At 67.8% G+C, this 22839-nt stretch carries 22 protein-coding genes and 1 riboswitch; of the genes, 18 read left to right on the top strand and 4 right to left on the bottom strand.

Features of this window, described 5'->3' with window-relative positions; genetic code table 11:
• Position 1: 1 nt before the first annotated feature.
• From ACSFA8_RS06280 to ACSFA8_RS06245, 8 genes are all read left to right on the top strand, one after another.
• Positions 2–751, top strand: a complete 750-nt coding sequence (locus ACSFA8_RS06280; protein ID WP_435478645.1) for a transporter substrate-binding domain-containing protein — start codon at positions 2–4, stop codon at positions 749–751.
• A 6-nt stretch (positions 752–757) separates the two neighbouring features.
• Positions 758–1426, top strand: a complete 669-nt coding sequence (locus ACSFA8_RS06275) for an amino acid ABC transporter permease (RefSeq protein WP_435478644.1) — start codon at positions 758–760, stop codon at positions 1424–1426.
• Positions 1423–2007, top strand: a complete 585-nt coding sequence (locus ACSFA8_RS06270; RefSeq protein ID WP_435478643.1) for a HutD/Ves family protein — start codon at positions 1423–1425, stop codon at positions 2005–2007. The genes ACSFA8_RS06275 and ACSFA8_RS06270 overlap by 4 nt, the downstream gene beginning before the upstream one ends.
• Positions 2004–3224, top strand: coding sequence for an imidazolonepropionase (gene hutI / locus ACSFA8_RS06265; protein ID WP_435478642.1), 1221 nt, complete (start codon positions 2004–2006; stop codon positions 3222–3224). Before ACSFA8_RS06270 ends, hutI begins: the two co-directional genes overlap by 4 nt.
• Positions 3221–4609, top strand: a complete 1389-nt coding sequence (locus ACSFA8_RS06260; RefSeq protein ID WP_435478641.1) for a formimidoylglutamate deiminase — start codon at positions 3221–3223, stop codon at positions 4607–4609. Before hutI ends, ACSFA8_RS06260 begins: the two co-directional genes overlap by 4 nt.
• Positions 4606–5421 (top strand): N-formylglutamate deformylase, encoded by an 816-nt coding sequence (gene hutG, locus ACSFA8_RS06255; protein ID WP_435478640.1) that lies wholly within the window; start codon positions 4606–4608, stop codon positions 5419–5421. Before ACSFA8_RS06260 ends, hutG begins: the two co-directional genes overlap by 4 nt.
• 23 nt (positions 5422–5444) lie before the next feature.
• Positions 5445–6509, top strand: coding sequence for a homocysteine S-methyltransferase family protein (locus ACSFA8_RS06250; RefSeq protein ID WP_435478639.1), 1065 nt, complete (start codon positions 5445–5447; stop codon positions 6507–6509).
• Positions 6510–6680: 171 nt separating this feature from the next.
• Positions 6681–7607, top strand: a complete 927-nt coding sequence (locus ACSFA8_RS06245; protein ID WP_435478638.1) for an SH3 domain-containing protein — start codon at positions 6681–6683, stop codon at positions 7605–7607.
• A gap of 6 nt (positions 7608–7613) precedes the next feature.
• Here ACSFA8_RS06245 and ACSFA8_RS06240 read toward each other — a convergent pair whose 3' ends face one another.
• Positions 7614–8528 (bottom strand): LysR family transcriptional regulator, encoded by a 915-nt coding sequence (locus ACSFA8_RS06240; protein ID WP_435478637.1) that lies wholly within the window; start codon positions 8526–8528, stop codon positions 7614–7616.
• A 70-nt stretch (positions 8529–8598) separates the two neighbouring features.
• On the opposite strand from ACSFA8_RS06240, the gene ACSFA8_RS06235 reads away from it, so the two are divergent.
• The 6 genes from ACSFA8_RS06235 (at position 8599) to ACSFA8_RS06210 (ending at position 16127) form a co-directional block, all read left to right on the top strand.
• Entirely contained in the window at positions 8599–9072 is a 474-nt protein-coding gene (locus ACSFA8_RS06235; protein ID WP_435478636.1) for a PACE efflux transporter, read from the top strand.
• 7 nt (positions 9073–9079) lie between these two features.
• A riboswitch (S-adenosyl-L-homocysteine riboswitch) is annotated at positions 9080–9162 on the top strand.
• A gap of 25 nt (positions 9163–9187) precedes the next feature.
• Positions 9188–11926, top strand: a complete 2739-nt coding sequence (gene metH / locus ACSFA8_RS06230) for a methionine synthase (protein ID WP_435478635.1) — start codon at positions 9188–9190, stop codon at positions 11924–11926.
• Positions 11927–11997: 71 nt separating this feature from the next.
• Positions 11998–13698, top strand: coding sequence for an ArnT family glycosyltransferase (locus ACSFA8_RS06225; protein WP_435478634.1), 1701 nt, complete (start codon positions 11998–12000; stop codon positions 13696–13698).
• Positions 13695–14711, top strand: coding sequence for a glycosyltransferase family 2 protein (locus tag ACSFA8_RS06220; RefSeq protein ID WP_435478633.1), 1017 nt, complete (start codon positions 13695–13697; stop codon positions 14709–14711). The genes ACSFA8_RS06225 and ACSFA8_RS06220 overlap by 4 nt, the downstream gene beginning before the upstream one ends.
• Positions 14708–15094, top strand: coding sequence for a GtrA family protein (locus ACSFA8_RS06215; protein ID WP_435478632.1), 387 nt, complete (start codon positions 14708–14710; stop codon positions 15092–15094). The genes ACSFA8_RS06220 and ACSFA8_RS06215 overlap by 4 nt, the downstream gene beginning before the upstream one ends.
• 136 nt (positions 15095–15230) lie before the next feature.
• The gene (locus ACSFA8_RS06210; protein ID WP_435478631.1) at positions 15231–16127 is read left to right on the top strand and encodes a hypothetical protein; all 897 of its coding nucleotides are present in this window, start codon (positions 15231–15233) and stop codon (positions 16125–16127) included.
• 12 nt (positions 16128–16139) lie between these two features.
• Here ACSFA8_RS06210 and ACSFA8_RS06205 read toward each other — a convergent pair whose 3' ends face one another.
• From ACSFA8_RS06205 to ACSFA8_RS06195, 3 genes are read right to left on the bottom strand one after another with little or no spacing between them, the layout of a single operon-like run.
• A complete protein-coding gene (locus ACSFA8_RS06205; protein WP_435478630.1) occupies positions 16140–17327 on the bottom strand; it encodes an amidohydrolase family protein in 1188 nt (395 codons plus the stop codon).
• Between the two features lie 26 nt (positions 17328–17353).
• Positions 17354–18037, bottom strand: coding sequence for a TetR family transcriptional regulator (locus tag ACSFA8_RS06200; protein WP_435478629.1), 684 nt, complete (start codon positions 18035–18037; stop codon positions 17354–17356).
• A gap of 2 nt (positions 18038–18039) precedes the next feature.
• The gene (locus tag ACSFA8_RS06195) at positions 18040–18813 is read right to left on the bottom strand and encodes a ferredoxin--NADP reductase (RefSeq protein ID WP_286540733.1); all 774 of its coding nucleotides are present in this window, start codon (positions 18811–18813) and stop codon (positions 18040–18042) included.
• Between the two features lie 173 nt (positions 18814–18986).
• Here ACSFA8_RS06195 and ACSFA8_RS06190 point away from each other — a divergent pair, with 173 nt between their 5' ends.
• Genes ACSFA8_RS06190 through ACSFA8_RS06175 form a run of 4 tightly spaced genes read left to right on the top strand, consistent with a single transcriptional unit; the run spans position 18987 to position 22750 of the window.
• A complete protein-coding gene (locus tag ACSFA8_RS06190; RefSeq protein ID WP_435478628.1) occupies positions 18987–20603 on the top strand; it encodes a 6-hydroxynicotinate reductase in 1617 nt (538 codons plus the stop codon).
• Between the two features lie 5 nt (positions 20604–20608).
• Positions 20609–21517 (top strand): UPF0280 family protein, encoded by a 909-nt coding sequence (locus ACSFA8_RS06185; RefSeq protein ID WP_435478627.1) that lies wholly within the window; start codon positions 20609–20611, stop codon positions 21515–21517.
• 10 nt (positions 21518–21527) lie between these two features.
• Complete coding sequence (locus ACSFA8_RS06180) at positions 21528–22169, top strand: amino acid synthesis family protein (protein ID WP_286540736.1); 642 nt, start codon at positions 21528–21530, stop codon at positions 22167–22169.
• Positions 22166–22750, top strand: coding sequence for an amino acid synthesis family protein (locus ACSFA8_RS06175; RefSeq protein ID WP_435478626.1), 585 nt, complete (start codon positions 22166–22168; stop codon positions 22748–22750). Before ACSFA8_RS06180 ends, ACSFA8_RS06175 begins: the two co-directional genes overlap by 4 nt.
• Positions 22751–22839: the final 89 nt, after the last annotated feature.

Below are 22839 nucleotides of genomic sequence, written 5' to 3'. Positions count from 1 at the left end.
CATGCAGATCCGCCGCCAGTTCCTTCTTGCCACCGCCTTCGCCGCATTGGCCTTCGGCGTCAGCGCCCAGGCACAGGCCCAGGCCGTGCTCACGGTCGGCACCGACGCCACCTTTCCGCCGATGGAATTCGTCGACAACGGCAAGCGCACCGGCTTCGACATCGAACTGGTCGAAGCCATCGGCAAGACCCTGGGTCGCAAGGTCGAGTGGGTCGACATCGACTTCAAGGGCCTGATCCCGGGCCTGATCTCGAAGCGCTTCGACATGGCCGTGTCTGCGATCTACATCACCGACGAGCGCAGGAAGGTGGTCGACTTCACCACGCCGTACTACGCGGGCGGCCTGGTTGCAATGGTGAAGGCCGACAACACCACGATCAAGGCGCCAGCCGACCTGAACGGCAAGAAGGTCAGCGTGCAGGTCGGTACCAAGTCGGTCAGCTACGTGAAAGAGAAGTACCCGCAGGTGCAGCTGATGGAAGTCGAGAAGAACCAGGAGATGTTCAACCTGGTCGACATCGGCCGCAGCGACGCCGCCGTGACCGGCAAGCCCGCCGCCTACCAGTACGTGCGCACGCGGCCCGGCCTCAAGGTGCTCGACGAGCAACTCACCACCGAGGAATACGGCATGGCGATCCGCAAGGACTCGCCCGAACTCACCAAGGCCGTGAACGGCGCGATCGAGAAGATGAAGGCCGATGGCACCTATGCCGCCATCGTGAAGAAATGGTTCAGCAACACGGCCAAGTAGTCTTGCGTGGATCTCGACTTCTCACCCGTCTGGCAAGGCTGGTCTGCGCTGTTGCAGGGCGCGCTCGTCACGGTCGAGATCACCGCCTGTGCGCTGCTGCTCGGCTGCGTGCTCGGCCTGCTGGTCGGCATCGGACGGCTGAACCCGGCGCGGCGCTGGCTCTATTCGATCTGCACCGCCTACGTCGCGGTCATCCGGGGCACTCCGCTGCTTGTGCAACTGTTCATCCTGTTCTTCGGCCTGCCGCACTTCGGCATTTTGCTGCCGGCGTTTTTCTGCGGTGTGCTGGGGCTCGGCGTGTACTCGGGGGCCTATGTGTCGGAGATCGTGCGCGGGGCGATCCAGTCGATCGACCGGGGCCAGACGCTGGCGGCCGAGTCGCTCGGCATGACGCCCTTCGTCGCGATGCGACAGATCGTGCTGCCGCAAGCCATCGTGCGCATGATCCCGCCGCTCGGCAACGAGTTCATCGCGCTGATCAAGAACTCGGCGCTGGTGTCGCTGCTGACCATCCATGACGTGATGCACGAGGGGCAGAAGATCATCAGCGTGTCGTACCGCTCGCTCGAGGTGTACCTTGCGATCGCGCTGGTGTACTTCGTGCTGACCGGCACGGTCACATTGATCCTGAGGCACTTCGAGCAGAAACTGCGGCAAGGAGGACTACTGCGGTGAGCATTCAACGTTTCACATTCAACGAACTGCCGGTCATGCGCTGGAAGAACGGCGGCGGTGCCACGCGCGAAGCCGTCAACTGGCCGCCGGGCGCGGGGCTCGATGCCTTCGACTGGCGCGTGAGCATCGCCAACATCACCGCGAGCGGGCCGTTCTCGGTGTTCACGGGGGTCGACCGCCAGATCATGCTGCTCGAGGGCGACGGCGTGCGGCTGAAGTCCGACGACTTCGATCACCGGCTGGTCGCGCCGCTCGAGCCCTTCGTCTTCAGCGGCGACGCCGCCGTTGAGTGCACCTTGCTGGGCGGGCCCTCCGTCGACTTCAACGTCATGAGCAGGCGCGCGCGCGGCATGGCCGAGCTGCGCATCGTCGCGGAAGCGGCGACGCTGCCGCGCGTGAGCCATGGGCTGCTGATGAGCGTGGATGGCCAGTGGCGCATGGGTGGCAGCAACCTGGCGCAGGGGCAGGGCGTCTGGTGGGCCGACCAGGTCGAGGAATGGCATGTGAAACCTGCCAGCCGCTCGGCGCGCCTGGCGATGGTGACGTGGTGGCCGATACAGGGAGAGACCCCTTCAGCATGAAAAGCTTCGACGCCCATCCCTCGGCCGACGGACTCTGGACGGGCTTGCGCTCCGATGGCGGCGACGACCTGGCGATCGTGGTCGGGCAAGGCACGATCCGCTGGATCGGCGAACGCGCCGCACTGCCGGCCGCGCACACCGGCCTGCCGGTGCACGAGGGCGGCGGCGCGCTGGTCACGCCCGGCCTGGTCGATTGCCACACGCACCTGGTCTATGGCGGCCAGCGCGCCAACGAGTTCGCGATGCGGCTCGCCGGGGCCAGCTACGAAGAGGTCGCAAAGGCCGGTGGCGGCATTGTCTCGAGCGTGCGCGCAACGCGCGAGGCGAGCGAAGACGAGCTGTTCGCCAGCGCCAGCGCCCGGCTGCAAAGCCTGCTGGCCGAAGGCGTCTGCGCGATCGAGATCAAGTCGGGCTACGGCCTCGCACTCGAACACGAGCGCAAGCAGCTGCGCGTGGCGCGCCGGCTCAGCCAGGCGCACGGCGTTACGGTGCGCACCACCTTCCTGGGCGCGCATGCACTGCCGCCGGAGTACGCAGGCCGCAGCAGCGACTACATCGACCTCGTGTGCCGCGAGATGCTGCCCGCGCTCGCGGCCGAAGGCTTGGTGGATGCGGTCGATGTGTTTTGCGAGCGCATCGCGTTCTCGCTGGAAGAAACCGAGCGTGTGTTCCAGGCCGCGCAGGCGCTTGGCCTTCCGGTCAAGCTGCATGCCGAGCAACTGTCCGACATGGGCGGCGCCGCGCTCGCGGCGCGCTACGGCGCGCTCTCGTGCGACCACATCGAGCACCTGTCGCAAGCCGGCATCGACGCGATGCGCGAAGCCGGCAGCGTCGCCGTGCTGCTGCCGGGCGCCTACTACACGCTGCGCGACACGCAGTTGCCGCCGATTGCCGCGTTGCGCGCAGCCGGCGTGCCGATGGCCGTCTCGACCGACCACAACCCCGGCACCTCGCCCGCGCTGAGTCTGCTGCTGATGGTGAACATGGCATGCACCCTGTTTCGCCTCACGGTGCCCGAAGCGATCGACGGCGTGACGCGGCATGCGGCGCGTGCGTTGGGCCTGCAGGGCACGCATGGCGAGATCGCGGTCGGCATGCCCGCCAACTTCGTGCTGTGGAATCTGCGCGAGCCGGCCGAGATGGCCTACTGGTTCGGCCAGCGGCCGGTGCGCACGGTGGTGCGGCAGGGCCGCATCGCGGAGGGTGTGGGCGCATGACGCAGACGCTGTTCGCAGCCGATGCGCTGCTGCCCGGTGGCTGGGCCCGCAACGTGTCGCTGTCGTGGGATGCGGCGGGCACCTTCACCCGCGTCGAAGCAGGAGCACAACCGGCGCCGGGCGCGCAGGTGGCCAGGGGCCCGGTCATCCCCGGCATGCCCAACCTGCATTCGCACGCCTTCCAGCGCGCCATCGCAGGCCTCACGGAGTTTCGGGGCGAGGCGCAGGATTCGTTCTGGAGCTGGCGCACGCTGATGTACCGCTTCGCGTCGCGGCTCGACCCGCTGCAGCTCGAGGCAATCGCGCTCGGGCTCTACGTCGAGATGCTGGAAGCCGGCTACACGGCGGTGTGCGAGTTCCACTACGTGCACCACGATGCCGATGGCCGGGCCTATGCCGACGACGCCACGCTCGCGCTCGCCCTTCTGCGTGCGGCGCAACGCGCGGGCATCGGCCTCACGCTGCTGCCCGTGCTCTACCAGACCAGCGGCTTTGGCGGCCTCGCGCCGAACGAGGGGCAGCGCCGCTTCATCCGCTCGACCGATTCGATGCTCGCATTGCTCGAGCGCCTGAAGCCGCTGTGTAATGCGCAAGGCGCGCGGCTCGGCCTGGCGCCGCACTCGTTGCGCGCCGTGCCGCCCGAGGGCTTGCGCGAAGCGCTTGGCGGGCTGGCCGCGATCGATGCGAGCGCGCCCGTCCACATCCACATTGCGGAGCAGACGCGCGAGGTCGACGACTGCATCGGCTGGAGCGGCCAGCGCCCGGTTGCGTGGCTGCTCGACCACGCACCGGTCGACGCGCGCTGGTGCCTGGTGCACGCCACGCACATGGACGCCGACGAATACCGGCGTGCGGCCGCCAGCGGCGCCGTCGCGGGGTTGTGCCCGACCACGGAAGCGAACCTCGGCGACGGCATCTTCGACCTGGTCGCCTGGCGTGCGGCCGGCGGCGCTTGGGGCATCGGCTCCGACAGCCACATCTGCGTGAATGCCGCCGAAGAGCTGTTGATGCTCGAATACAGCCAGCGGCTCGCGACGCGCCAGCGCAACGTGGCGGCCGACGCTGCGCAGCCGCAGGTCGCCACGGCCATGACGCTCGCGGCGGTGCAGGGCGGCGCGCAGGCCGCCGGACGCCGCATTGCCGGCCTCGCGGTGGGCCAGCAGGCCGACTGCACGGTGCTCGATGCCAAGCACCCGGCGCTGGCCGGTCTGCCGGCCGCCGACATGCTCTCATCCCATGTGTTCGCCAGCCACCGCACTAGCGCGATCGATGCCGTGTGGGTCGCGGGCCGGCAGCGCGTGCAGGCCGGGCACCATCTTCTCCACGACAGCGCGACGGCCGGCTTCGTTGCCGCGCGCAGCCAATTGTTGACCCACACGCCATGAGCCTCTTCGAGACCACCGAACCGCCTTTCCGATTCCGCCAGGGTACCCGCCCGCTGCTGATCTCGATGCCGCACGTCGGCACCCACGTGCCGCCCGCGCTGGCCGAACGCTTCACTGCGCAGGCGCGCCATGTGCCCGACACCGACTGGCACCTGGAGCGGCTCTACGACTTCGCCGATGAACTCGGCGCGTCGGTGCTCGTGGCCACGCACTCGCGCTACGTGGTCGACCTGAATCGCCCGCCCGACGACCAGAACCTCTACCCGGGCCAGGACACCACCGGCCTGTGCCCGGTCGACACCTTCGACAAGACGCCGATCTACGCGGCCGGCGACCTGCCGGGCGAGTTGGAGATCGCCGCGCGCCGCGACGCGATCTGGCATCCATACCACCGGCAGCTGGAGGCCGAACTCGGGCGCCTGAAAGCCGCGCACAGCACCATCGCGCTGTGGGACGCGCATTCGATCCGCTCGGTGCTGCCGCGCTTCTTCGAGGGCAAGCTGCCCGACCTCAACCTCGGCAGCGCCAACGGCGCGAGTTGCGACCCGGCGCTCGCGGCAACCTTGCTGGGCATCGCGACCTCGGCGCCTGGCTACACCGGCGTGCTCAATGGCCGCTTCAAGGGCGGCTACATCACCCGGCAGTACGGCAACCCCGTACAGGGCATCCATGCGGTGCAACTCGAGATGACGCAGTGCAGCTACATGCAGGAGGCCTTGCCGTTCGACTACCTGCCCGAGGTCGCGGCGGGTGTGCAGCCGCATGTGCGCCGCATGCTCGAAGCGGTGCTGGCCTTCGTCGAACAACGTTAAGGCGCGGTTTCTACAATCGGGGCATGAAGCCCGTCACCTACACCCGCGGCCAGGCATTGCCCGGCATCCTCGCCCAGCGCATTGCGATCCTCGACGGCGCGATGGGCACGATGATCCAGCGCTTCAAGCTCAACGAAGCGCAATACCGCGGCGAGCGTTTCAAGGACTTTGAGCGCGACGTGAAGGGCAACAACGAACTGCTTTCGCTCACGCGGCCCGATGTCATCAGCGACATTCACGAGGCCTACCTGGCGGCGGGCGCCGACCTGATCGAGACCAACACCTTCGGCGCGACCACCATCGCGCAGGAGGACTACAAGATGGCCCACCTCGCGCGCGAGATGAACCTCGAGTCCGCCAAGCTGGCGCGCGCAGCCTGCGACAAATACAGCACGCCCGACAAGCCGCGCTTCGTGGCCGGCGCCCTTGGCCCGACGCCCAAGACCGCGAGCATCAGCCCCGATGTGAACGACCCCGGCGCGCGCAATGTGGATTTCGAGACGCTGCGGGCGGCCTACTACGAGCAGACCGAGGCGCTGGTCGAAGGCGGCGCCGACCTGATCCTGGTCGAGACGATCTTCGACACGCTCAACGCCAAGGCTGCGCTGTTTGCGGTCGACGAATACTTCGACAACAGCGGCCAGCGGCTGCCATTGATCATCAGCGGCACCGTGACCGATGCCTCGGGCCGCATCCTGAGCGGCCAGACCGTCACCGCCTTCTGGCACAGCGTGCGCCATGCGCAGCCGCTGGCGGTCGGCCTCAACTGCGCGCTGGGCGCGGCGCTGATGCGGCCGTACATCCAGGAGCTGGCCAAGGTGGCCGGCGACACCTACATCAGCTGCTACCCGAATGCCGGCCTGCCCAACCCGATGAGCGACACCGGCTTCGACGAGACGCCCGATGTCACGTCGCGGCTGCTGCACGAGTTTGCGGCCGAAGGGCTGGTCAACATCGTCGGCGGCTGCTGCGGCACCACGCCCGACCACATCGCCGCGATCGGGCGCGCGGTCTTGCCGATCGCGGGCCGCGCGTTGCAGCGCACGCCGTTCTATCGCGAAAGCAGCGAGGCGCAAGCCGCGGCCTGACCTGCGCTGTTGCGCGAGGGCCGGTTGCGCCCATGTCAAGCGCAGGTGAAGCTGATTGCCGAAGGTTGCAGTCGTGCACCACATGCGCCTTCCAGGCGTTGACTGTGGAGGTGTGGGCTGATTGACAACACCCCAACGCGGCCTACCCTCGATTGCAAAGGAAACAACGCCATGAACAACCAACACGTCACCCGCTGGCTCGCCGTGGGAGCGGTTGCGCTGGCCCTGCCGCTGGCGGCAGCGGCCCAGGAGGCTTACACACGAGGCCCGGTCAATCTGCGCGCCGGCCCATCGAACGATTACCCCTCGATCACCCGGCTCGGGCCAGGCCAGCCGCTCCAAGTGCTCGGCTGCACCAGCGGCTATGGCTGGTGCGACGTGGTGCTGCCCGACGGCCTGCGCGGCTGGGCTGCGGCACGGCGCCTCGAATACCCCTACCGCGGCGGCAACGTGCCGCTCGCCACCTACGGCGCCACCATCGGCGTGCCCATCGTCGGCTTCAACATCGGGAACTATTGGGGCGACCATTACCGTGACCGTTCCTGGTATGGCGACCGCCGCTGGTGGGGCAACCGCCCGCCGCCGCCGCCCCAGCAGGGCTGGCGTCCGCCCCCGCCGCCGCGGGCGAGCTGGCAACCGCGCCCGGTCGAACCGGGCTACCGCCCCGAACACGGCTACAACAGGCCCCAGCCCGGCTATCGGCCTGACCGGGGCGGCCCCGGCTACGGGCCCGATCAGGGCTACCGGCCCGATCAGGGCTACCGGCCCGATCAGGGCTACCGGCCCGAGCAGGGCAACCGACCCGATCAGGGCTACCGGCCCGAGCAGGGCAACCGACCGCACCCTGGCGATGGTCAACGGCCACCTCGCGATCCGGGCTTCCGCGCGCCGCAACCCGGCCCTGGTATCGGTCTTCCCGGCCCGGCCGTCGTACCGCCGCAGCAGGGCGGTGGCCGACCGAATGTCGGCGTAGCACCGGCCACGCCGCCAGCGCCGCCCAACGTCAATGTGCCGCAGGCGCCGCGACCGCATACCCCCCCGGGCGGCCGGCCCAATCTCGGGGACGGTTCGGGCGCGCAGAGGCCCGACGGGGGCTGACAGCCTTCAGGCGGCGGGCGCCGGTGCGCCCTCGCTCCTGTCGGCGCGCTGGATGAGCTGAATGAAGCGTTGCGCGCCCAGGCCGAGCGGGCGCTCCTTCGACCACACCACGTCGACCCACAGATCGAGCCCGTTCGAGAGGTTCTCGAACTCGATCTCGACCAGTTCGCCGGCCGCCACATGGGGCTGCGCGAAGCTGCGCGGCAGCCAGCCCCAACCGACCCCCGCCTTGATCAGGCTGAGCGCCGCCTGGGCGTTGTCGCTGCGCCAGATGTGCCGCGCGAACACCAGGCGTGGGTCGCTCGATGCGAGGTCGCGGCCGGCCACGACCACCTGCCGCGTGTTGGTCAGGTGCTGCTCGCGCAGGCGCCGGCCGGCGGCCACGAACACCGGGTGGTTCGGCGCGATCACCGCCACCAGCAGCTCGCTCGCGACCTCCTGAAAACCTTCGCGCCCGTCGATGCTGGGGCGCTCGAACACCAGCGCGAGCTGGGCCCGACCGGTGTGCAGCATTTCGAGCGCATCGGCCTGCGGTGCCGCGAGCACTTCGACTTCGAGCAGGGGGTGCTCCTGCGCCAGCGCGGCGAGCGGCGCGCTCCAGGGCGCAGACAGCAGTTCCGGCGCAATCGCCAGCGTGAGGTGGTTTTCGAGCCCCTGCGTCAGCCCGAGCGCCTGCACCTGCAGCGCCTTCAGCTGGGCCGCCAGCAGCCGCGCCTGCGGCTCCAGCGAGCGCGCCGCTGCGGTGGGGCGCGGTTCGCGGCCACTGCGGTCGAACAACGGCAGGGCGAGCTCAGCTTCGAGGTGGGCGATGGCCATGCTCACGGCCGAAGGCACGCGCCCCAGCGAGCGCGCGGCGGCCGAAAACGAGCCGCGGTCGATCACCGCGAGAAAAACTTCGACCGTGTCGCTGGAAAAGGCCATGGGTTGACTATCAATTTATCTGAAAGAAGATGACTTTTTATATCAATTCACCCGTCATAAAGTCGACTTCATGCAAGGAATTCAACGCAAAGTCGTCTACATCAGCCTCTATGAAGGCATTGCCATCGTCGCGGCCGCCGGCGGCCTGGCGCTCATGACGGGCCAGGGGCTGGGGCATTCGGGCGCACTGGCCGTGGCGGCATCGGTCGTGGCGGTGGTCTGGAATCTCGCGTTCAACACCCTGTTCGAGCGCTGGGAGTCGCGCCAGGCCGTGCGCGGCCGCAGCGTGCGCCGCCGCATCGCGCATGCAATCGGCTTCGAGGGCGGGCTGATCGCCTTTCTGGTGCCGATGTTCGCGTGGGGGCTGGGCGTGAGCCTGTGGGAGGCCCTGGTGATGGACCTCGGCCTGGTGCTGTTCTTCCTGGTCTACACCTTTGCCTTCAACTGGGGCTTCGACCGCGTCTTCGGCCTGCCGGCCTCGGCCGCGGGGGCGCCGCCAGGGCGGCTCGGGGTTTGTGAACCGGCCCTGGCCAAGACGACTTAAAATCCGCGCTCCCAAGGAGCGTTGCAACATCCCCCGCGCGGAGGTGTCAGGCTTGGGGTTCCAGGTCTCCCGCAACGACGCTCACCTGCTGATCCGATTCACACAGGTGAGTGCCATGTCCCAAGTCCCCGTTCCCCCCATGCTGCTGTCCGGCCTCGAGCCGGTCACGATCGGCGAGGGCTCGCTGTTCGTCAACATCGGCGAGCGCACCAACGTGACGGGCTCGAAGGCCTTTGCGCGAATGATCCTGAACGGCCAGTTCGAAGAGGCGCTGGCGGTTGCGCGCCAGCAGGTCGAAAACGGCGCGCAGGTGATCGACATCAACATGGACGAAGCCATGCTCGACAGCAAGGCGGCGATGGTTCGTTTCCTGAACCTGATCGCGAGCGAGCCCGACATCGCGCGCATGCCGATCATGGTCGACAGCTCGAAGTGGGAAGTGATCGAGGCCGGACTGCGCTGCATCCAGGGCAAAGGCATCGTCAACTCGATCTCGATGAAGGAGGGCGAGGCGCAGTTCAAGCACCAGGCCAAGCTGCTGCGGCGCTATGGCGCGGCCGCCGTCGTGATGGCCTTCGACGAGAAAGGCCAGGCCGACACCTACCAGCGCAAGATCGAAATCTGCGAGCGCGCCTACCGCATCCTGGTCGACGAGATCGGCTTTCCGGCGGAAGACATCATCTTCGACCCCAACATCTTCGCGGTGGCCACCGGCATCGAGGAGCACAACAACTACGCGGTCGACTTCATCGAGGCGACACGCTGGATCAAGCAGAACCTGCCCGGCGCCAAGGTGTCGGGCGGCGTCAGCAACGTGAGCTTCAGCTTCCGCGGCAACGACCCGGTGCGCGAAGCGATCCACACCGTGTTCCTGTACCACGCGATCAAGGCTGGCATGGACATGGGCATCGTCAATGCCGGCATGGTCGGTGTCTATGACGACCTCGAGCCGACCTTGCGCGAGCGCGTCGAGGACGTGATCCTGAACCGCCGGCCCGACGCCGGCGAGCGCCTGGTCGAGGTGGCCGAAACCGCCAAGAGCGGCGCCAAAGACGAGAGCAAGCGCAACGACTGGCGCGGCACGCCCGATGCACCCGTCACGGTCGGGCAGCGCCTGACGCACGCGCTGGTGCACGGCATCACCGAGTTCATCGTCGAAGACACCGAAGAGGCCTACCAGGACATCCTCGCCAAGGGCGGCCGCCCGCTGCACGTGATCGAAGGCCCGCTGATGGACGGCATGAACGTGGTCGGCGACCTGTTCGGCCAGGGCAAGATGTTCCTGCCGCAGGTGGTGAAGTCGGCCCGCGTGATGAAGCAGGCGGTGGCGCACCTGCTGCCCTACATCGAGGAAGAAAAGCTGCGCGACGAAGCAGCCGGGCGCGACGTGCGCACCAAGGGCAAGATCATCATCGCTACCGTCAAGGGCGACGTGCACGACATCGGCAAGAACATCGTCACCGTCGTGCTCCAGTGCAACAACTTCGAGGTCGTGAACATGGGCGTGATGGTGCCCTGCCACGAGATTCTGGCGCGCGCCAAGGTCGAGGGCGCCGACATCGTGGGCCTCAGCGGCCTTATCACGCCGAGCCTCGAAGAGATGCAGTACGTCGCGGGCGAGATGCAGCGCGACGACCATTTCCGCATCAGGAAGATCCCGCTGATGATCGGCGGCGCCACCACCAGCCGCGTGCACACGGCGGTCAAGATCGCGCCGCACTACGAAGGCCCGGTGGTCTACGTGCCCGATGCCTCGCGCAGCGTGAGCGTGGCGCAGTCGCTGCTTTCCGACCAGGCCACGAAGTACATCGACGAACTCAACGCCGACTACGACAAGGTGCGCCACCAGCATGCCAACAAGAAGCAGGTGACCCTTTGGCCGCTCCAGAAGGCGCGTGCCAACAAGACACCGGTCGACTGGTCGGCCTATACGCCGACCGTGCCGCGCTTCCTGGGCCGCCGCGTGTTCAAGAACTTCGACCTGACCGAGCTCGCCAGGTACATCGACTGGGGCCCGTTCTTCCAGACCTGGGATCTGGCCGGGCCGTTCCCTGCGATCCTGAAGGACGAGGTGGTCGGCACCGAGGCCGTGCGCGTGTATGCCGATGCCAAGCGCATGCTGCAGCGCCTGATCGAAGGCCGCTGGCTCAGTGCCAGCGGCATCGTCGGCTTCTGGCCGGCCAACACGGTCAACGACGACGACATCGTGCTCTACACCGACGAGTCGCGCACCGAAGTCGCGCTCACCTGGTACGGCATGCGCCAGCAAGCCGAAAAACAGGTGATCGAAGGCGTGATGCGCCCGAGCCGCTGCCTGGCCGACTTCGTGGCGCCGAAAGACAGCGGCATCAAGGACTACGTCGGCGTGTTCGCCGTGACCGCCGGCCTCGGCATCGAGAAGAAGGAAAAGTACTTCATCGACGACCTCGACGACTACTCGGCCATCATGCTGAAGGCGCTCGCCGACCGCCTGGCCGAAGCCTTTGCGGAGGCCATGCACCACCGCGCGCGCACCGACCTCTGGGGCTATGCGACGAACGAGGGGCTGAGCAACGAAGACATGATTGCCGAGAAGTACCGCGGCATTCGCCCGGCGCCCGGCTATCCGGCCTGCCCCGACCACAGCGTCAAGGGCCCGATGTTCGACCTGCTGCACTGCGCCGACATCGGCATGAGCGTGACCGAGAGCCTGGCCATGCTGCCGGCGGCCAGCGTGAGCGGCTTCTATCTGGCGCACCCCGATGCCACGTACTTCAACGTCGGCAAGATCGGGCACGACCAGCTGGCGGATCAGGCCCGGCGTCGCCAGGCCAGCGAGGCCGACCTCGAGCGCCTGCTGGCGCCCAACCTCTGACGCTGCATCCGGGAGTCGTTATTCAGAAGCTTGTTTTTGCGGCCGCGCACTACGCGGCCTTTGCGGTGTTCGTGGCGGCTTGCTGGGGCTTCGGCCGGCTGCTGCTGTCGCGCCTGGCGGCGCCTGCACACCGTGACCGGTGGCTCGAAACGGCGATGGCCACGGCGCTCGGATTGGGGCTGTTCGTCGTCGCCCTGCAAGCACTCGCGCTCGCGGGTGCATTGAGCCGCGGCGCGGTTCTTGTGCTGGTGGCTGCCGGTGCGCTGGCCGGCGCGCTCCAGTGGCGCGCCTGGCATCGGCAACCGGACGCCCCAGCGCCCGCCCTCACGCGGGTCGACCGCTTTGCGCTGGCCGCGCTGGCATGCGTTGCGCTGCCCACGCTGACGGCGCCGCTCGCGCCGCCGGTGGCATTCGACGAGATCATGTACCACCTGCCCTATGCGCGGCAGCTCGCCGAGAGCGGCCGCATGGGCGTGTACGAGTGGCTGCGCTATCCCTGGTTTCCGTACAACTACGACCTGCTCTATGCGGCCGGACTGCAGGTCTACGACGACGTCTTCACGCACCTGCTGCATGCCCTGGCGGGGTGGCTGTCGGTTGTGATGGTCTACCGGCTCGGGCTGCGCCACGTGAACCGACTGGTGGCCTGCATCGGCGCCGCGATCTGGCTGGCGCTCGGCGACTACCCGAACTCGTACATCGACATGGGCGTGGCGCTGCTGGTGCTGTCGGCCTGCGTGGCGCTCTGGTGGTGGCGCGAGGCTGCGGCGCCGGATCGCGGCGTGCGCTGGCTGGCGCTGGCCGCCTTCTTTCTCGGTGTGGCCGCGGGCTCGAAGTACCAGGCGCTGATCTTCCTGCCGCTGGTCGCGGTGTTCGTGGTGCGGCGCGAGCGCCGGCCGCAGGTCTGGGCGCTGGCCCTGCTCTGCTTTCTGTTGCCCTGCATCTACTGGTATGCGCGCAATGCGCTTATGACGGGGGATCCGTTCAACCCGATCGGCGCGCGCCTGTTCGGCTTCACCAACTGGAACGCCGCGGACTACGCGCAGCAGATCATCGATGTGCAGCAGCACCACGCGAATCCGCCCAACGTGATGCTGTGGCCGGTGCTGCTGGCGCCGTTCAGCCTGGCCTGGAAGCGCTCGCCCGCCGTGCGTGCCGCCGTGGTGTTCTGCGCCTGGGCACTGCTGGTGTGGGGCGTGACCTCGCGCTACCCGCGCTACTTGCTGCCGTCGTACCCGCTGATTGCATTGATGGCGGCGGTGGGCTGGCACCAGCTCTTCGTCTGGATCGGCCGCGCCTGGCGCTGGCGCCTGCCGGCGAGGTCGCCGCAGATCGCCGGCGGCGTATTGATTGCCGCGCTCGTCGCGACCTCTCTGTCCCACAGCCTGCGCAACGTGCGCATGATCTCGCCCACGCCGGAAAGCCGCGAGGCCTTTTTCCGCGAGCGCATTCCGGGCTACGAGGTGCTGAGCCACCTGCGCACGCACCCGGTCGAGGGCAAGCTCTACCAGGTGGCGCTGAACGATTCGCTCTACTTCGCGCCGAACCCGGTCTGGGGCGATATCTTCGGGCCCTGGCGGTATTCGGACTTCGTCTATTTGCCGGCCGACCAGATGGCGCGCAAGCTGCGGGATCAGCAGTTCAGCCGCATCGTGATCCAGACCGCGCTGGCGCCTTACATTCACACCAAACCCGACTTCGACCGCTACTTCCAACTCATCACCGAGAAGGACGGCGTGAAGGCCTACCGCATTCTCCCGACCTCGCCATGACCGAGCCTCTAGCGTCCCCGCTGCCCGCACTGGCCGCACTGCCTGCACTGCCTGCACTGCCTGCATTGCGAATAGCCGCCGTGATCCCCTGCTACAACGAGGCGCTGGCCATCGGGCAGGTGATCGAGGCTTTCCGGGCTACGCTGCCCGAGGCCGAGATCCACGTGTTCGACAACAACTCGAACGACGACACGGCTGCCGTTGCCGCCGCCGCAGGTGCGCACGTGACCCACGTGGCGCTGCGCGGCAAGGGCAACGTGGCGCGCCGCATGTTTGCCGACGTCGATGCCGATGTCTACGTGATGGTCGACGGCGACGCGACCTACGACCTCGGCGAGGTGCACCGCATGGTCGACATGCTGGTGGCGGGCAACCTCGACATGGTGGTGGGCGCGCGGGTCGACGACGAGCGCGATGCACTGACCTACCGGCGCGGCCACCGCTTCGGCAACCGGCTGCTGACCGGCGCCGTCGCGAACCTGTTCGGCGGCGGCTTCACCGACATGCTGTCAGGCTTCCGCGTGTTCTCGCGCCGCTATGCAAAGTCGTTCCCGGCGCTGGCGCGAGGCTTCGAGATCGAAACCGAGCTCACCGTGCACGCGCTCGAGCTGCGCATGCCCTATGCCGAGCTGCCCTGCCGCTACCTGTCGCGGCCCGAGGGGTCCGAAAGCAAGCTGTCGACCTACCGCGACGGCTGGCGCATCCTGCGCACCATCACGCGGCTCTTCATCAGCGAGCGGCCGCTGGCGTTCTTCTCGATCGCAGCCGGCCTGTTGACGCTGGGCGCGCTGGTTCTGGTCGAGCCGCTGGTCGTCACCTATCTGCGCACTGGCCTGGTTCCGCGCCTGCCGACCGCCGTGCTGGCCACCGGCACCGTGTTGGTCGCGATGCTCTCGCTGGTGTGCGGCATCGTGCTCAACACCGTCACCATCGGCCGGCAGGAGGCCAAGCGCCTGCGCTACCTGGCCATTCCGGGCGTGCTGTCCGTCGTCCGGTACGGCCGCGGCCGATGAAGGCGGCGCGCAGCTTCGGCTGGTTCCTCGTTGCGGGCCTGCTGGGTCTGCTGGTCGACGTGGCCGTGCTGTACCTTGCAGCGCCGTGGCTCGGCTGGTACGCGGCGCGCGTGCTCTCGTTCCTGGCGGCGGCCACGGTCACCTGGCAGGTCAATCGCCGTTACACCTTCGCCGATGCGGCCCCCCATGCTTCGCTGCTGCGCGAGTACCTGGCCTACCTGTCGGCCATGCTCGGGGGGGCAGCGGTCAACTATGCGGTTTACGTGCTGACGCTGCACTGGCTCGCGGGTGCCTGGGCGGCGGCCGTCGGCGTCGCGCTTGGCAGCGCGGCCGGTCTGGTGGTCAATTTCGTATCGGCACGTTACTTGGTGTTCAAGCATTGACGGAGTTCTTCAAGACCCTCCGCGCCGCCAGGCGCCAGCACGAGAGGCATGCCCGGCTGCGTTCAGTGACATGTGGACACGCACTCTGGACGCAAACTGACAACTAAAGCGCTCGTATTCATGCAAAGTTAAGCGCATGTTCAAGTTCAGGTCTCCATCGGTCGTCTGCCCGGTGTGCGGGAACCCCAATCGCGCACAGGCGACATTCTGCGCGGCATGCGCCGCCCGGCTCGGCGAAGAGCCTTCGATCGCGCGCGCCCAGCAGCGGGCCGCGGCGGCCGCGACGGTGCCGCCGCTGCGCGACACCGGCCTGGATGCGCCGCGCACCGTCTATTCGCGGCCGATGCCGCTGCACGCGCCACCTTCGGATGCGCTCGGCTTCTGGTTCAAGTTCTGCATGACCGGGCTGGTGGTGATGCTCGGATTCATCGCCTGGGCGGTCTACGTGCTGACCGGCAGCAAGGCCGTGCCGCCACTGCCGCTGGGGCAGGGCGGCACTGCGCCGATGTCGCAAAGCGCGCCGCCATCGGCATCTGCTGCATCCACGGCGCCGCCGGTGGCCGCCGTAGCGGCGGTGTCCACGCCGCCGAGATCCGTCGCGGCAGCAACGGCGGCAACAGCAGCAACAGCAGCAACAGCAGCAACGCCGTCGCCGCCAGCGGCGCGCGTGGCGATGACCGGTGCGCCCGAGGCCGATACCCGCCGCCGCAGCGCCGAGGCGTCGCCGCAACGCCCCGCGGGCTCGCAACGGCAGGCCTCGCGCGAGCGCAGCCGGACGCCGGTGTGGAATGAGGAAGAGATCGCTGCGCCGGGCTCCGGCGCGTGGGTCATGCCGTCCCGGCCGCCCGCGGTCACGTCCTCGCCGCAGTTCCGGGATGCGGGGCCGCCGATCGTGCCCGGGCCGGGGCCGAGCGAGCCGTATGTCGCAGCGCAGGATGCACCGGCCGCGCCCGCCGGCGACCTCGGCCCGCCGATCGCGATAGGGCCCGGACCGCGCTATGACTATTCGACGCCGAGCGGCGGCCGCAGGTAGCCGGCGCCGGGTCTACAGGACGACCGGAATCTCGGTCGCAGGTGGCGTGTTGCGGCTGCGGCCGCAGCGCACGATGCCGTCGATCATCACCATGCCGACACCCGGAATGTCGCCGAGCTGAACGCTCTCGAGCAGGCCCGGGGCCGGCGAGTGCTGGGCGCGGTCCATGAACACGAAATCGGCATCGCGGCCGACCTCGATCAGTCCGCAGTTGAGCTTGCGGATCCTGGCCGTATTGCCGGTCGCGAAACAGAAAACGAGTTCGGCCGGGATGTTGGCGATCGACGACAGCATCGCCACCATGCGCAGGATGCCCAGCGGCTGCACGCCCGAGCCGGCCGGCCCGTCGGTGCCGAGGATCACGCGGTGCGGGCACTTGAGTTCTAGCGCGGCTTTGGCCGCCGCGATGGCGACCTTTTCGTTGCCGTTGTGCACGATCTCGATGGCGCGGCTGCTCTTCTCGCAGAGCTCGCACACATGCGCCTCGGGCAGCGCGGTGTGGCCGCCGTTGATGTGGCCGATGATGTCGGCGTCGGCCTCCAGCACCACGTCCTTGTCGATCAGGCCCGAGCCCGGAATCGAAGGCCCGCCCGTGTGGATCGTGCTCTGGATGCCGTACTTGCGCGCCCAGGCCACCATCTCTTTCGCTTCGTAGCCGGCCTTGACCGAGCCCAGGCCCACCTCGCCAAGCAGGCCGACGCCGGCCTCGGCGAGCTCCTTGAAGTCGCTCTCGACCATGCCCTTCTCGATCACGGGGGCGCCGGCCAGCACCTTCACGCCGCCCGGGCGGAAATTGTCGAACGCGCGCTGCGCCGTGATGGCCAGTGCCTTCAGGCCGACGATGTCCTTGGGGCGGCCCGGCAGGTGCACTTCACCGGCCGAAATCATCGTCGTCACGCCGCCGTTCATGGTCGAGTCGATCCAGCCCAACTGGCTCTGGCGCGGCGTCCAGTCGCCGAACACCGGGTGCACGTGGCTGTCGATCAGACCAGGGGCGACGCAGGTGTTCCTGCAGTCGATGACGGTCTTCGCACCCTCGATGTTGCAGTCCTTCTCCTTGCCGACCGCGACGATGAGCCCGTCGTTCACCACGATGGTGTCGGCATCGAGGATGGGCTTGTCGATGTCGCCCGACAGCAGCAAGCCGATGTTCCTGATGACGACTTTGCCGGACTTGCCGGCCGCAGCAGCTTCTGCCATGGGGACTCCTCGTGGGTGGAGATGTTCTAGGGGGAGAGGGGTGCCGCGCTGACCGCGCGCAGCACCGTGTCGATCGCGAACGCCTCCCAGCGCGCCACGGCCTCCGCGGTTTCCAGTGGCTCGCCGAGAAAGGCGGTCAGCGTGTGCCGGTTCGACATGTAGAAGTAGCCGGTCGAGGCGATCAGAAGGTAGACGTCGCGCGCCGCAACGTCGGGCCGGAACAACCCCTTGGCGACGCCGCTGGCCAGCACCTCGCGGATCACCGCGATCGCGTGCGACGAGTATTCGCCGGCACGCAGCGACTTCGCGATGTGGCGCCCCTTGTGCAGGTTCTCGGTGTTCAGCAGCGTGACGAACTCGGGGTTCTTGCGGTAGTAGCCATGCACGAAGCGGATCACGGCGGTGAGCGTTTCGACCGGGCGGCCGGCATCGAGTGCGATGGCCGTCTCCGCGTCGTCCATCGCGCGGTACATCTCCTCGAGCACCGCGATGAACAGGCCTTCCTTGCTGCCGAAGTAGTAATAGATCATGCGGTCGTACGACTTGGCCGCCTTCGAGATCTTCTCGACGCTGCCGCCGTCGTAGCCGTATTTGGCAAACACCTTGGTCGCCGCCTTGAGGATCGCCTTGCGCGTGGCCTGCGCGGCAGCGTCGCGCACGCCGGTGCCGCGACGTTGGCCGTTGACAGCGGTAGCCTTGACCGCCGCCATGCTTACTTTTCGGCGAAGGCGCGTTCGACGACGAAATCGCCGGGGGTGCTCGTGTTGCCTTCCTTGAAGCCCTTGGCCTCCAGCATGTGCTTCAGGTCGGTCAGCATGCCGGGGCTGCCGCACAGCATCACGCGGTCTTCGGCGGCATTGAGCGGGGGCAGGCCGAGGTCGTCGGTCAGCTTGTTGCTTTCCATCAGCTCTGTGATGCGGCCCATGTTGCGGAAGTCCTCGCGCGTCACGGTCGGGTAGTAGAGCAGCTGGTTCTTGATCAGGTCGCCCAGAAACTCGTGCTGGGGCAGGTGGTCGAGCACGAGGTCGTGGTAGGCCAGCTCGTCGACCTGGCGCACGCCGTGCACCAGGATCACCTTCTCGAACTTCTCGTAGGTGTCGGGGTCGCGGATCACGCTCATGAACGGCGCCAGGCCGGTTCCGGTGCCCAGCAGGTAGAGGCGTTTGCCGGGCAGCGTGTAGTCGATCAGCAGCGTGCCGGTCGGCTTGCGGCCCACGATGATCTTGTCGCCCGGCTGGATGTGCTGCAGTTTCGAGGTCAGCGGACCTTCCTCGACCTTGATGCTGAGGAACTCGAGGTGTTCCTCGTAGTTGGCGCTCACGATGCTGTAGGCGCGCAGCAACGGTTTGTTGTTCACCCGCAGGCCGATCATCGTGAAGTGGCCGTTCGAGAAACGCAGCGCGGGGTCGCGCGTGGTGGTGAAAGTGAACAGGCGATCGGTCCAGTGGTGGACGCTGAGGACGGTTTCTTCGCTGAATGCACTCATGACTTGAAGTTGGTTCGGTAAAAACGCCGTTGCGCGTTGGCATTGCATTTGCTACATTGATTTTGAATGTAGCGTTCACAACATCAAAGTGGAGTGAATGCTACACAAAGAGCAAATCGATCACAAGCATCTTCTGAGCCAGCCGATGCGGGTGATCCCCCTGATTTTCCACGATGACCGAACACACAAAAACCGACGGGCTTCCGGGCATGGACATGCCGGTCATGGGCGACCTTGCCGGGCGCGCGCCGCTGCGCAACGACAAGATGAGCACGGCCAAGGTCGAGTGCAACGCGTGCCCGGTGCTTTGCCAGATTTCCGAGGGCCGCAGCGGCGCCTGCGACCGCTATGCGAACCGCGCGGGCACGCTGGTGCGGGTCGATCCGGTGGTGCTGCTGCGCCGCGCGGTCGCAGCCGATGCCACCGCACTGGTGCCGTTTGCACGCCCGGCGGCCGATGCATCCGCGCAATCGCCCGCCGATGGTGCACCCGACTGGAACGGCGACCTGCTGCTGGCCGACGAAGTGTTCGTCACCGGGGTCGGCTCTTCCACCACCTACCCGGACTACAAGCCGGCGCCCTTCATCGTCGGCTCGAAGGCGAAGGGTGTCGACATGGTCACGGTGGTGACCGAAGGCATCTTCAGCTACTGCAGTTTCAAGATCAAGATCGACACCGACCGCTTCCTCGGTGCCGAGCAGGCCAACGTGCGCTACAAGGGCGAGGTGGTCGGCCACGTGACCACGGCCGAATACGGCTCGCAGATGCTGTCGCTCGGCGGCGTGCATCACCTCACCGGCGGCAGCAAGAAGGAAGGCCGCATGACGGTCGAGCTCATGCAGCTGCTCGGCAACAAGAAGCCGGTGGAATGCACCATCGACGGCGGCGCCAGCCTCGTGATCCAGGCCGGCCGCGCGCCCATCGTCAACGGCGTCGAGGAGCAACGCATGCGTGTCGGATGCGGCTCGGCCGCGGTCGGCATCTTCGCGCGCCAGTTCGCCGGCGTGGCCGACGAGGTGGTGGTGGTCGACGACCACATCACCGGCGTGCTCACCCAGCACCAGGCCGGCCGCTGCCTCGACATGGCGCCTTCGGGCATCGAGATGCGCGGGCGCAAGTCGACGCCGGGGCGCTACTTCCAGGTCGCCAATCCCGGCAACGGCTGGGGCGGCACCGACATCGCCGATCCGCTGTCGATCATCGAGGGATGGGAAGCGGGGGTTGCCAAACCCGGGCTGCGCCTGCTCATGACTTCGACCACGGGCGAGCACGCCCAGTGGTATGTGCTCGACGAGACGCTGCAGCCGGTCGAGCAACCCATGCCCGACGAAGTGCGCCGCATCGTCGAGCGCATCGGCGAGAACTGCGAACCCTCGCTCTGCACCGTGCTGTTCCTCGGCGGCGCCGGCGGCAGCCTGCGTGCGGGCGTCAGCGAGAACCCGGTGCTGCTCACCCGCGCCATCAAGCGCGCGCTGGTCAACGTGACCTGCGGCGGCGCGCCGGCCTATGTGTGGCCCGGCGGCGGCATCACGGTGATGGTCGACGTGATGCGCATGCCCGACAACAGCTTCGGCACCGTGCCGACGCCGGCAATCGTCGCGCCGATCGAATTCAGCATGCGGCTCGACGACTATGCCGCGCTGGGCGGCCACACCGGCCATGTGTTCCCCCTCGAGCAGGCACTGGCACGCGGCGCCTGGCAGGACGACGGGGCGCCGCTGGCGCGGCAGTGGCAGCAGATCGATGCCGCGAATCCGTGGCCGCTCGGCCAACCGCCGATGCTCGGCTGAACACCATGTCTGCGCAACGAAACGCGCTCGACGCGCACCGCTGGCACCTGAGTCACGGCCCGATCGACATCGTGGCCGAGGCACATGGTGAGCCGCGGGCGGTCGCTGCCGCGCACGAGGCGGCATGGCAGCGCTTCGGCACCGTGCTCGGCGAGCTGGTCGACGAGTTGCCGCTGCTGCGCCAGCCGGTCGGCGAGCGTTGCGCGCTGCACGGCCCGGTGGCGCGGCGCATGTGGAGCGCCTGCTTTCCGTTCCGTGCGGCCTTCATCACGCCGATGGCCGCGGTGGCCGGTTCGGTGGCGCAGGAACTGATCCGGTTCTATGAGCGTCCCGGCATCGACCGCGCCTGGCTCAACAACGGCGGCGACATCGCGCTGCACCTCGCTACGGGGTATTCGGTGCGCGTGGGCCTGTTCTCCGACCTGGCGCGCTTCGACCCGCGCGATGTTGGCGCCATAACGACCGACGGGCAGTTCGAGATCACTGCCGACATGCCGGTGCGCGGCGTCGCGACCAGCGGCTGGCGCGGGCGCAGCTTTTCGCTCGGCATCGCCGACAGCGTCACGGTGCTGGCAAGGAGCGCGGCCGAGGCCGATGCGGCTGCGACCGTCATCGCCAACGCGGTCAATGTGGAAGACGCCGGCATCACGCGCCGCCCCGCCAGCGAATGCAAGGATGAGAGCGATCTGGGCGACATTCCGGTCACGGTCGGGGTGGACGCGCTGGCACCGTCGCAGGTGCGCCGCGCACTGGATGCGGGCGTGGCGCGTGCCCTCGTGCTCCAGCAGGGCGGATCGATCGACTCGGCGGTGCTCGTTTGCCAGGGGCAGTACCGCGTGGCCGAGCCCTTATGCTCCAAGGCCCGGCTGCCGGTTCGCGCATCCCGGATGGCCGTTGGTTCAGTATTTGCTTAACGAAATGTCCATGATCGAAATCCGCCGCGTGTTCACGCAAGTCGAGCACATCCACCACGAGTTCGGCCCGCGCGCCGCAACCCCGCTGGTGCGGGGCGCCATCGGCGCCGTGCTGACCAACCCTTTCGCCGGCCGCTACGAACCCGACATCCTGCCGATGATGACGTTGCTCGATCCGGTCGGCGTCGACATGGCGCACCGGCTGCTCGCGGCCATGGACGTGGGCACGGAGCAGATCGCCACCTACGGCAAGGGCGCGATCGTCGGTGCCGCGGGCGAACTCGAACACGGTGCGCTCTGGCATGTTCCGGGCGGCTATGCGATGCGCGAGCTGCTCGGCTGGAAGGGCGACCGCAATGCCTACCGCAAGGGCGAGGCCGAAGAGAAAACCGGCCAGCCTGCAAATGCACTGTCGATCGTGCCCTCGACCAAGAAAGTCGGCCCGCCGGGCGCCGCGCTCGACGTGCCCCTCACCAACATCAATGCCAGCTACGTGCGCGGCCAATTCGATGCCATCGAGGTGCGCGTGCCTGGCGCGCCGGCCGCGGACGAGATCGTCTTCATTCTCGCGATGAGCACCGGCTACCGCATCCATGCCCGTGTTGGCGGGCTGCTCGCCAAAGACATTTCCAAGTGGGACGGACTCCGATGACTGCCAATATCCGCAAACTCGTCGTCCAGGTGGACGAGACCCGCATCGAAATGGGCCAAGCCATCGACCCGCCGACGCGCCGCGCCGTGGCCATCGCCGTGATCGAGAACCCCTATGCCGGCCGCTACAGCGAAAACCTCGACGAACTGATCGCGATCGGCGAAGAGCTTGGTGCGCTGCTCGGCCAGAAATGCGTGGCCGCGCTCGGCATCGCACCGGGTGCCGCGCAGAGCTACGGCAAGGCCGCGATCGTCGGCGAAGCCGGCGAACTCGAGCACGCCGCGGCCATCCTTCATCCCAAACTTGGCGCGCCGCTGCGCTTGGCGGTGGAGAAGGGCGCGGCCCTGGTGCCGTCGAGCAAGAAGCGCGGCACGCTCGGCACCGCGATCGACGTGCCGCTCGGCCACAAGGATGCAGCCTTCGTGCGGAGCCACTTCGATGCAGTCGAGGCCCGCGTCTCCGATGCCCCGCGCGCCAACGAAATCGTCGTCGCCGTCGCGGTCACCGACAGCGGCCGGCCCCTGCCGCGCATCGGCGGCCTGAAGGTCTCTGAAATCAAGGGCGAAGACGGTCTGAAATGAAGCTCGAGTATGAAGCTCGCCCCCAGTCTTCGCGCACTTCGTGTCGCTTCGCCAACCCCCTGCCGGGGGCAACACCGGCGGCCCGGCAA

It is taken from the genome of Variovorax nitratireducens (genome assembly GCF_051216545.1).
GTDB lineage: Bacteria > Pseudomonadota > Gammaproteobacteria > Burkholderiales > Burkholderiaceae_C > Variovorax.
The sequence above is the reverse complement of the archived record's forward strand: the minus strand, read 5'-3'. Positions and strand labels throughout refer to the sequence as shown.

Excerpts from the sequence above, each read along its gene's own strand:
- hutG (WP_435478640.1), top strand. The coding sequence starts at position 4,606 with ATGAGCCTCTTCGAGACCACCGAACCGCCTTTCCGATTCCGCCAGGGT.
- ACSFA8_RS06205 (WP_435478630.1), bottom strand. The coding sequence starts at position 17,327 with ATGGCAGAAGCTGCTGCGGCCGGCAAGTCCGGCAAAGTCGTCATCAGG.
- ACSFA8_RS06175 (WP_435478626.1), top strand. The coding sequence starts at position 22,166 with ATGACTGCCAATATCCGCAAACTCGTCGTCCAGGTGGACGAGACCCGC.
- ACSFA8_RS06280 (WP_435478645.1), top strand. The coding sequence starts at position 2 with ATGCAGATCCGCCGCCAGTTCCTTCTTGCCACCGCCTTCGCCGCATTG.
- hutI (WP_435478642.1), top strand. The coding sequence starts at position 2,004 with ATGAAAAGCTTCGACGCCCATCCCTCGGCCGACGGACTCTGGACGGGC.
- ACSFA8_RS06245 (WP_435478638.1), top strand. The coding sequence starts at position 6,681 with ATGAACAACCAACACGTCACCCGCTGGCTCGCCGTGGGAGCGGTTGCG.
- ACSFA8_RS06210 (WP_435478631.1), top strand. The coding sequence starts at position 15,231 with ATGTTCAAGTTCAGGTCTCCATCGGTCGTCTGCCCGGTGTGCGGGAAC.
- ACSFA8_RS06235 (WP_435478636.1), top strand. The coding sequence starts at position 8,599 with ATGCAAGGAATTCAACGCAAAGTCGTCTACATCAGCCTCTATGAAGGC.
- ACSFA8_RS06240 (WP_435478637.1), bottom strand. The coding sequence starts at position 8,528 with ATGGCCTTTTCCAGCGACACGGTCGAAGTTTTTCTCGCGGTGATCGAC.
- ACSFA8_RS06215 (WP_435478632.1), top strand. The coding sequence starts at position 14,708 with ATGAAGGCGGCGCGCAGCTTCGGCTGGTTCCTCGTTGCGGGCCTGCTG.
- ACSFA8_RS06195 (WP_286540733.1), bottom strand. The coding sequence starts at position 18,813 with ATGAGTGCATTCAGCGAAGAAACCGTCCTCAGCGTCCACCACTGGACC.
- ACSFA8_RS06260 (WP_435478641.1), top strand. The coding sequence starts at position 3,221 with ATGACGCAGACGCTGTTCGCAGCCGATGCGCTGCTGCCCGGTGGCTGG.
- ACSFA8_RS06200 (WP_435478629.1), bottom strand. The coding sequence starts at position 18,037 with ATGGCGGCGGTCAAGGCTACCGCTGTCAACGGCCAACGTCGCGGCACC.
- ACSFA8_RS06250 (WP_435478639.1), top strand. The coding sequence starts at position 5,445 with ATGAAGCCCGTCACCTACACCCGCGGCCAGGCATTGCCCGGCATCCTC.
- ACSFA8_RS06190 (WP_435478628.1), top strand. The coding sequence starts at position 18,987 with ATGACCGAACACACAAAAACCGACGGGCTTCCGGGCATGGACATGCCG.
- ACSFA8_RS06185 (WP_435478627.1), top strand. The coding sequence starts at position 20,609 with ATGTCTGCGCAACGAAACGCGCTCGACGCGCACCGCTGGCACCTGAGT.
- ACSFA8_RS06180 (WP_286540736.1), top strand. The coding sequence starts at position 21,528 with ATGATCGAAATCCGCCGCGTGTTCACGCAAGTCGAGCACATCCACCAC.
- ACSFA8_RS06220 (WP_435478633.1), top strand. The coding sequence starts at position 13,695 with ATGACCGAGCCTCTAGCGTCCCCGCTGCCCGCACTGGCCGCACTGCCT.
- metH (WP_435478635.1), top strand. The coding sequence starts at position 9,188 with ATGTCCCAAGTCCCCGTTCCCCCCATGCTGCTGTCCGGCCTCGAGCCG.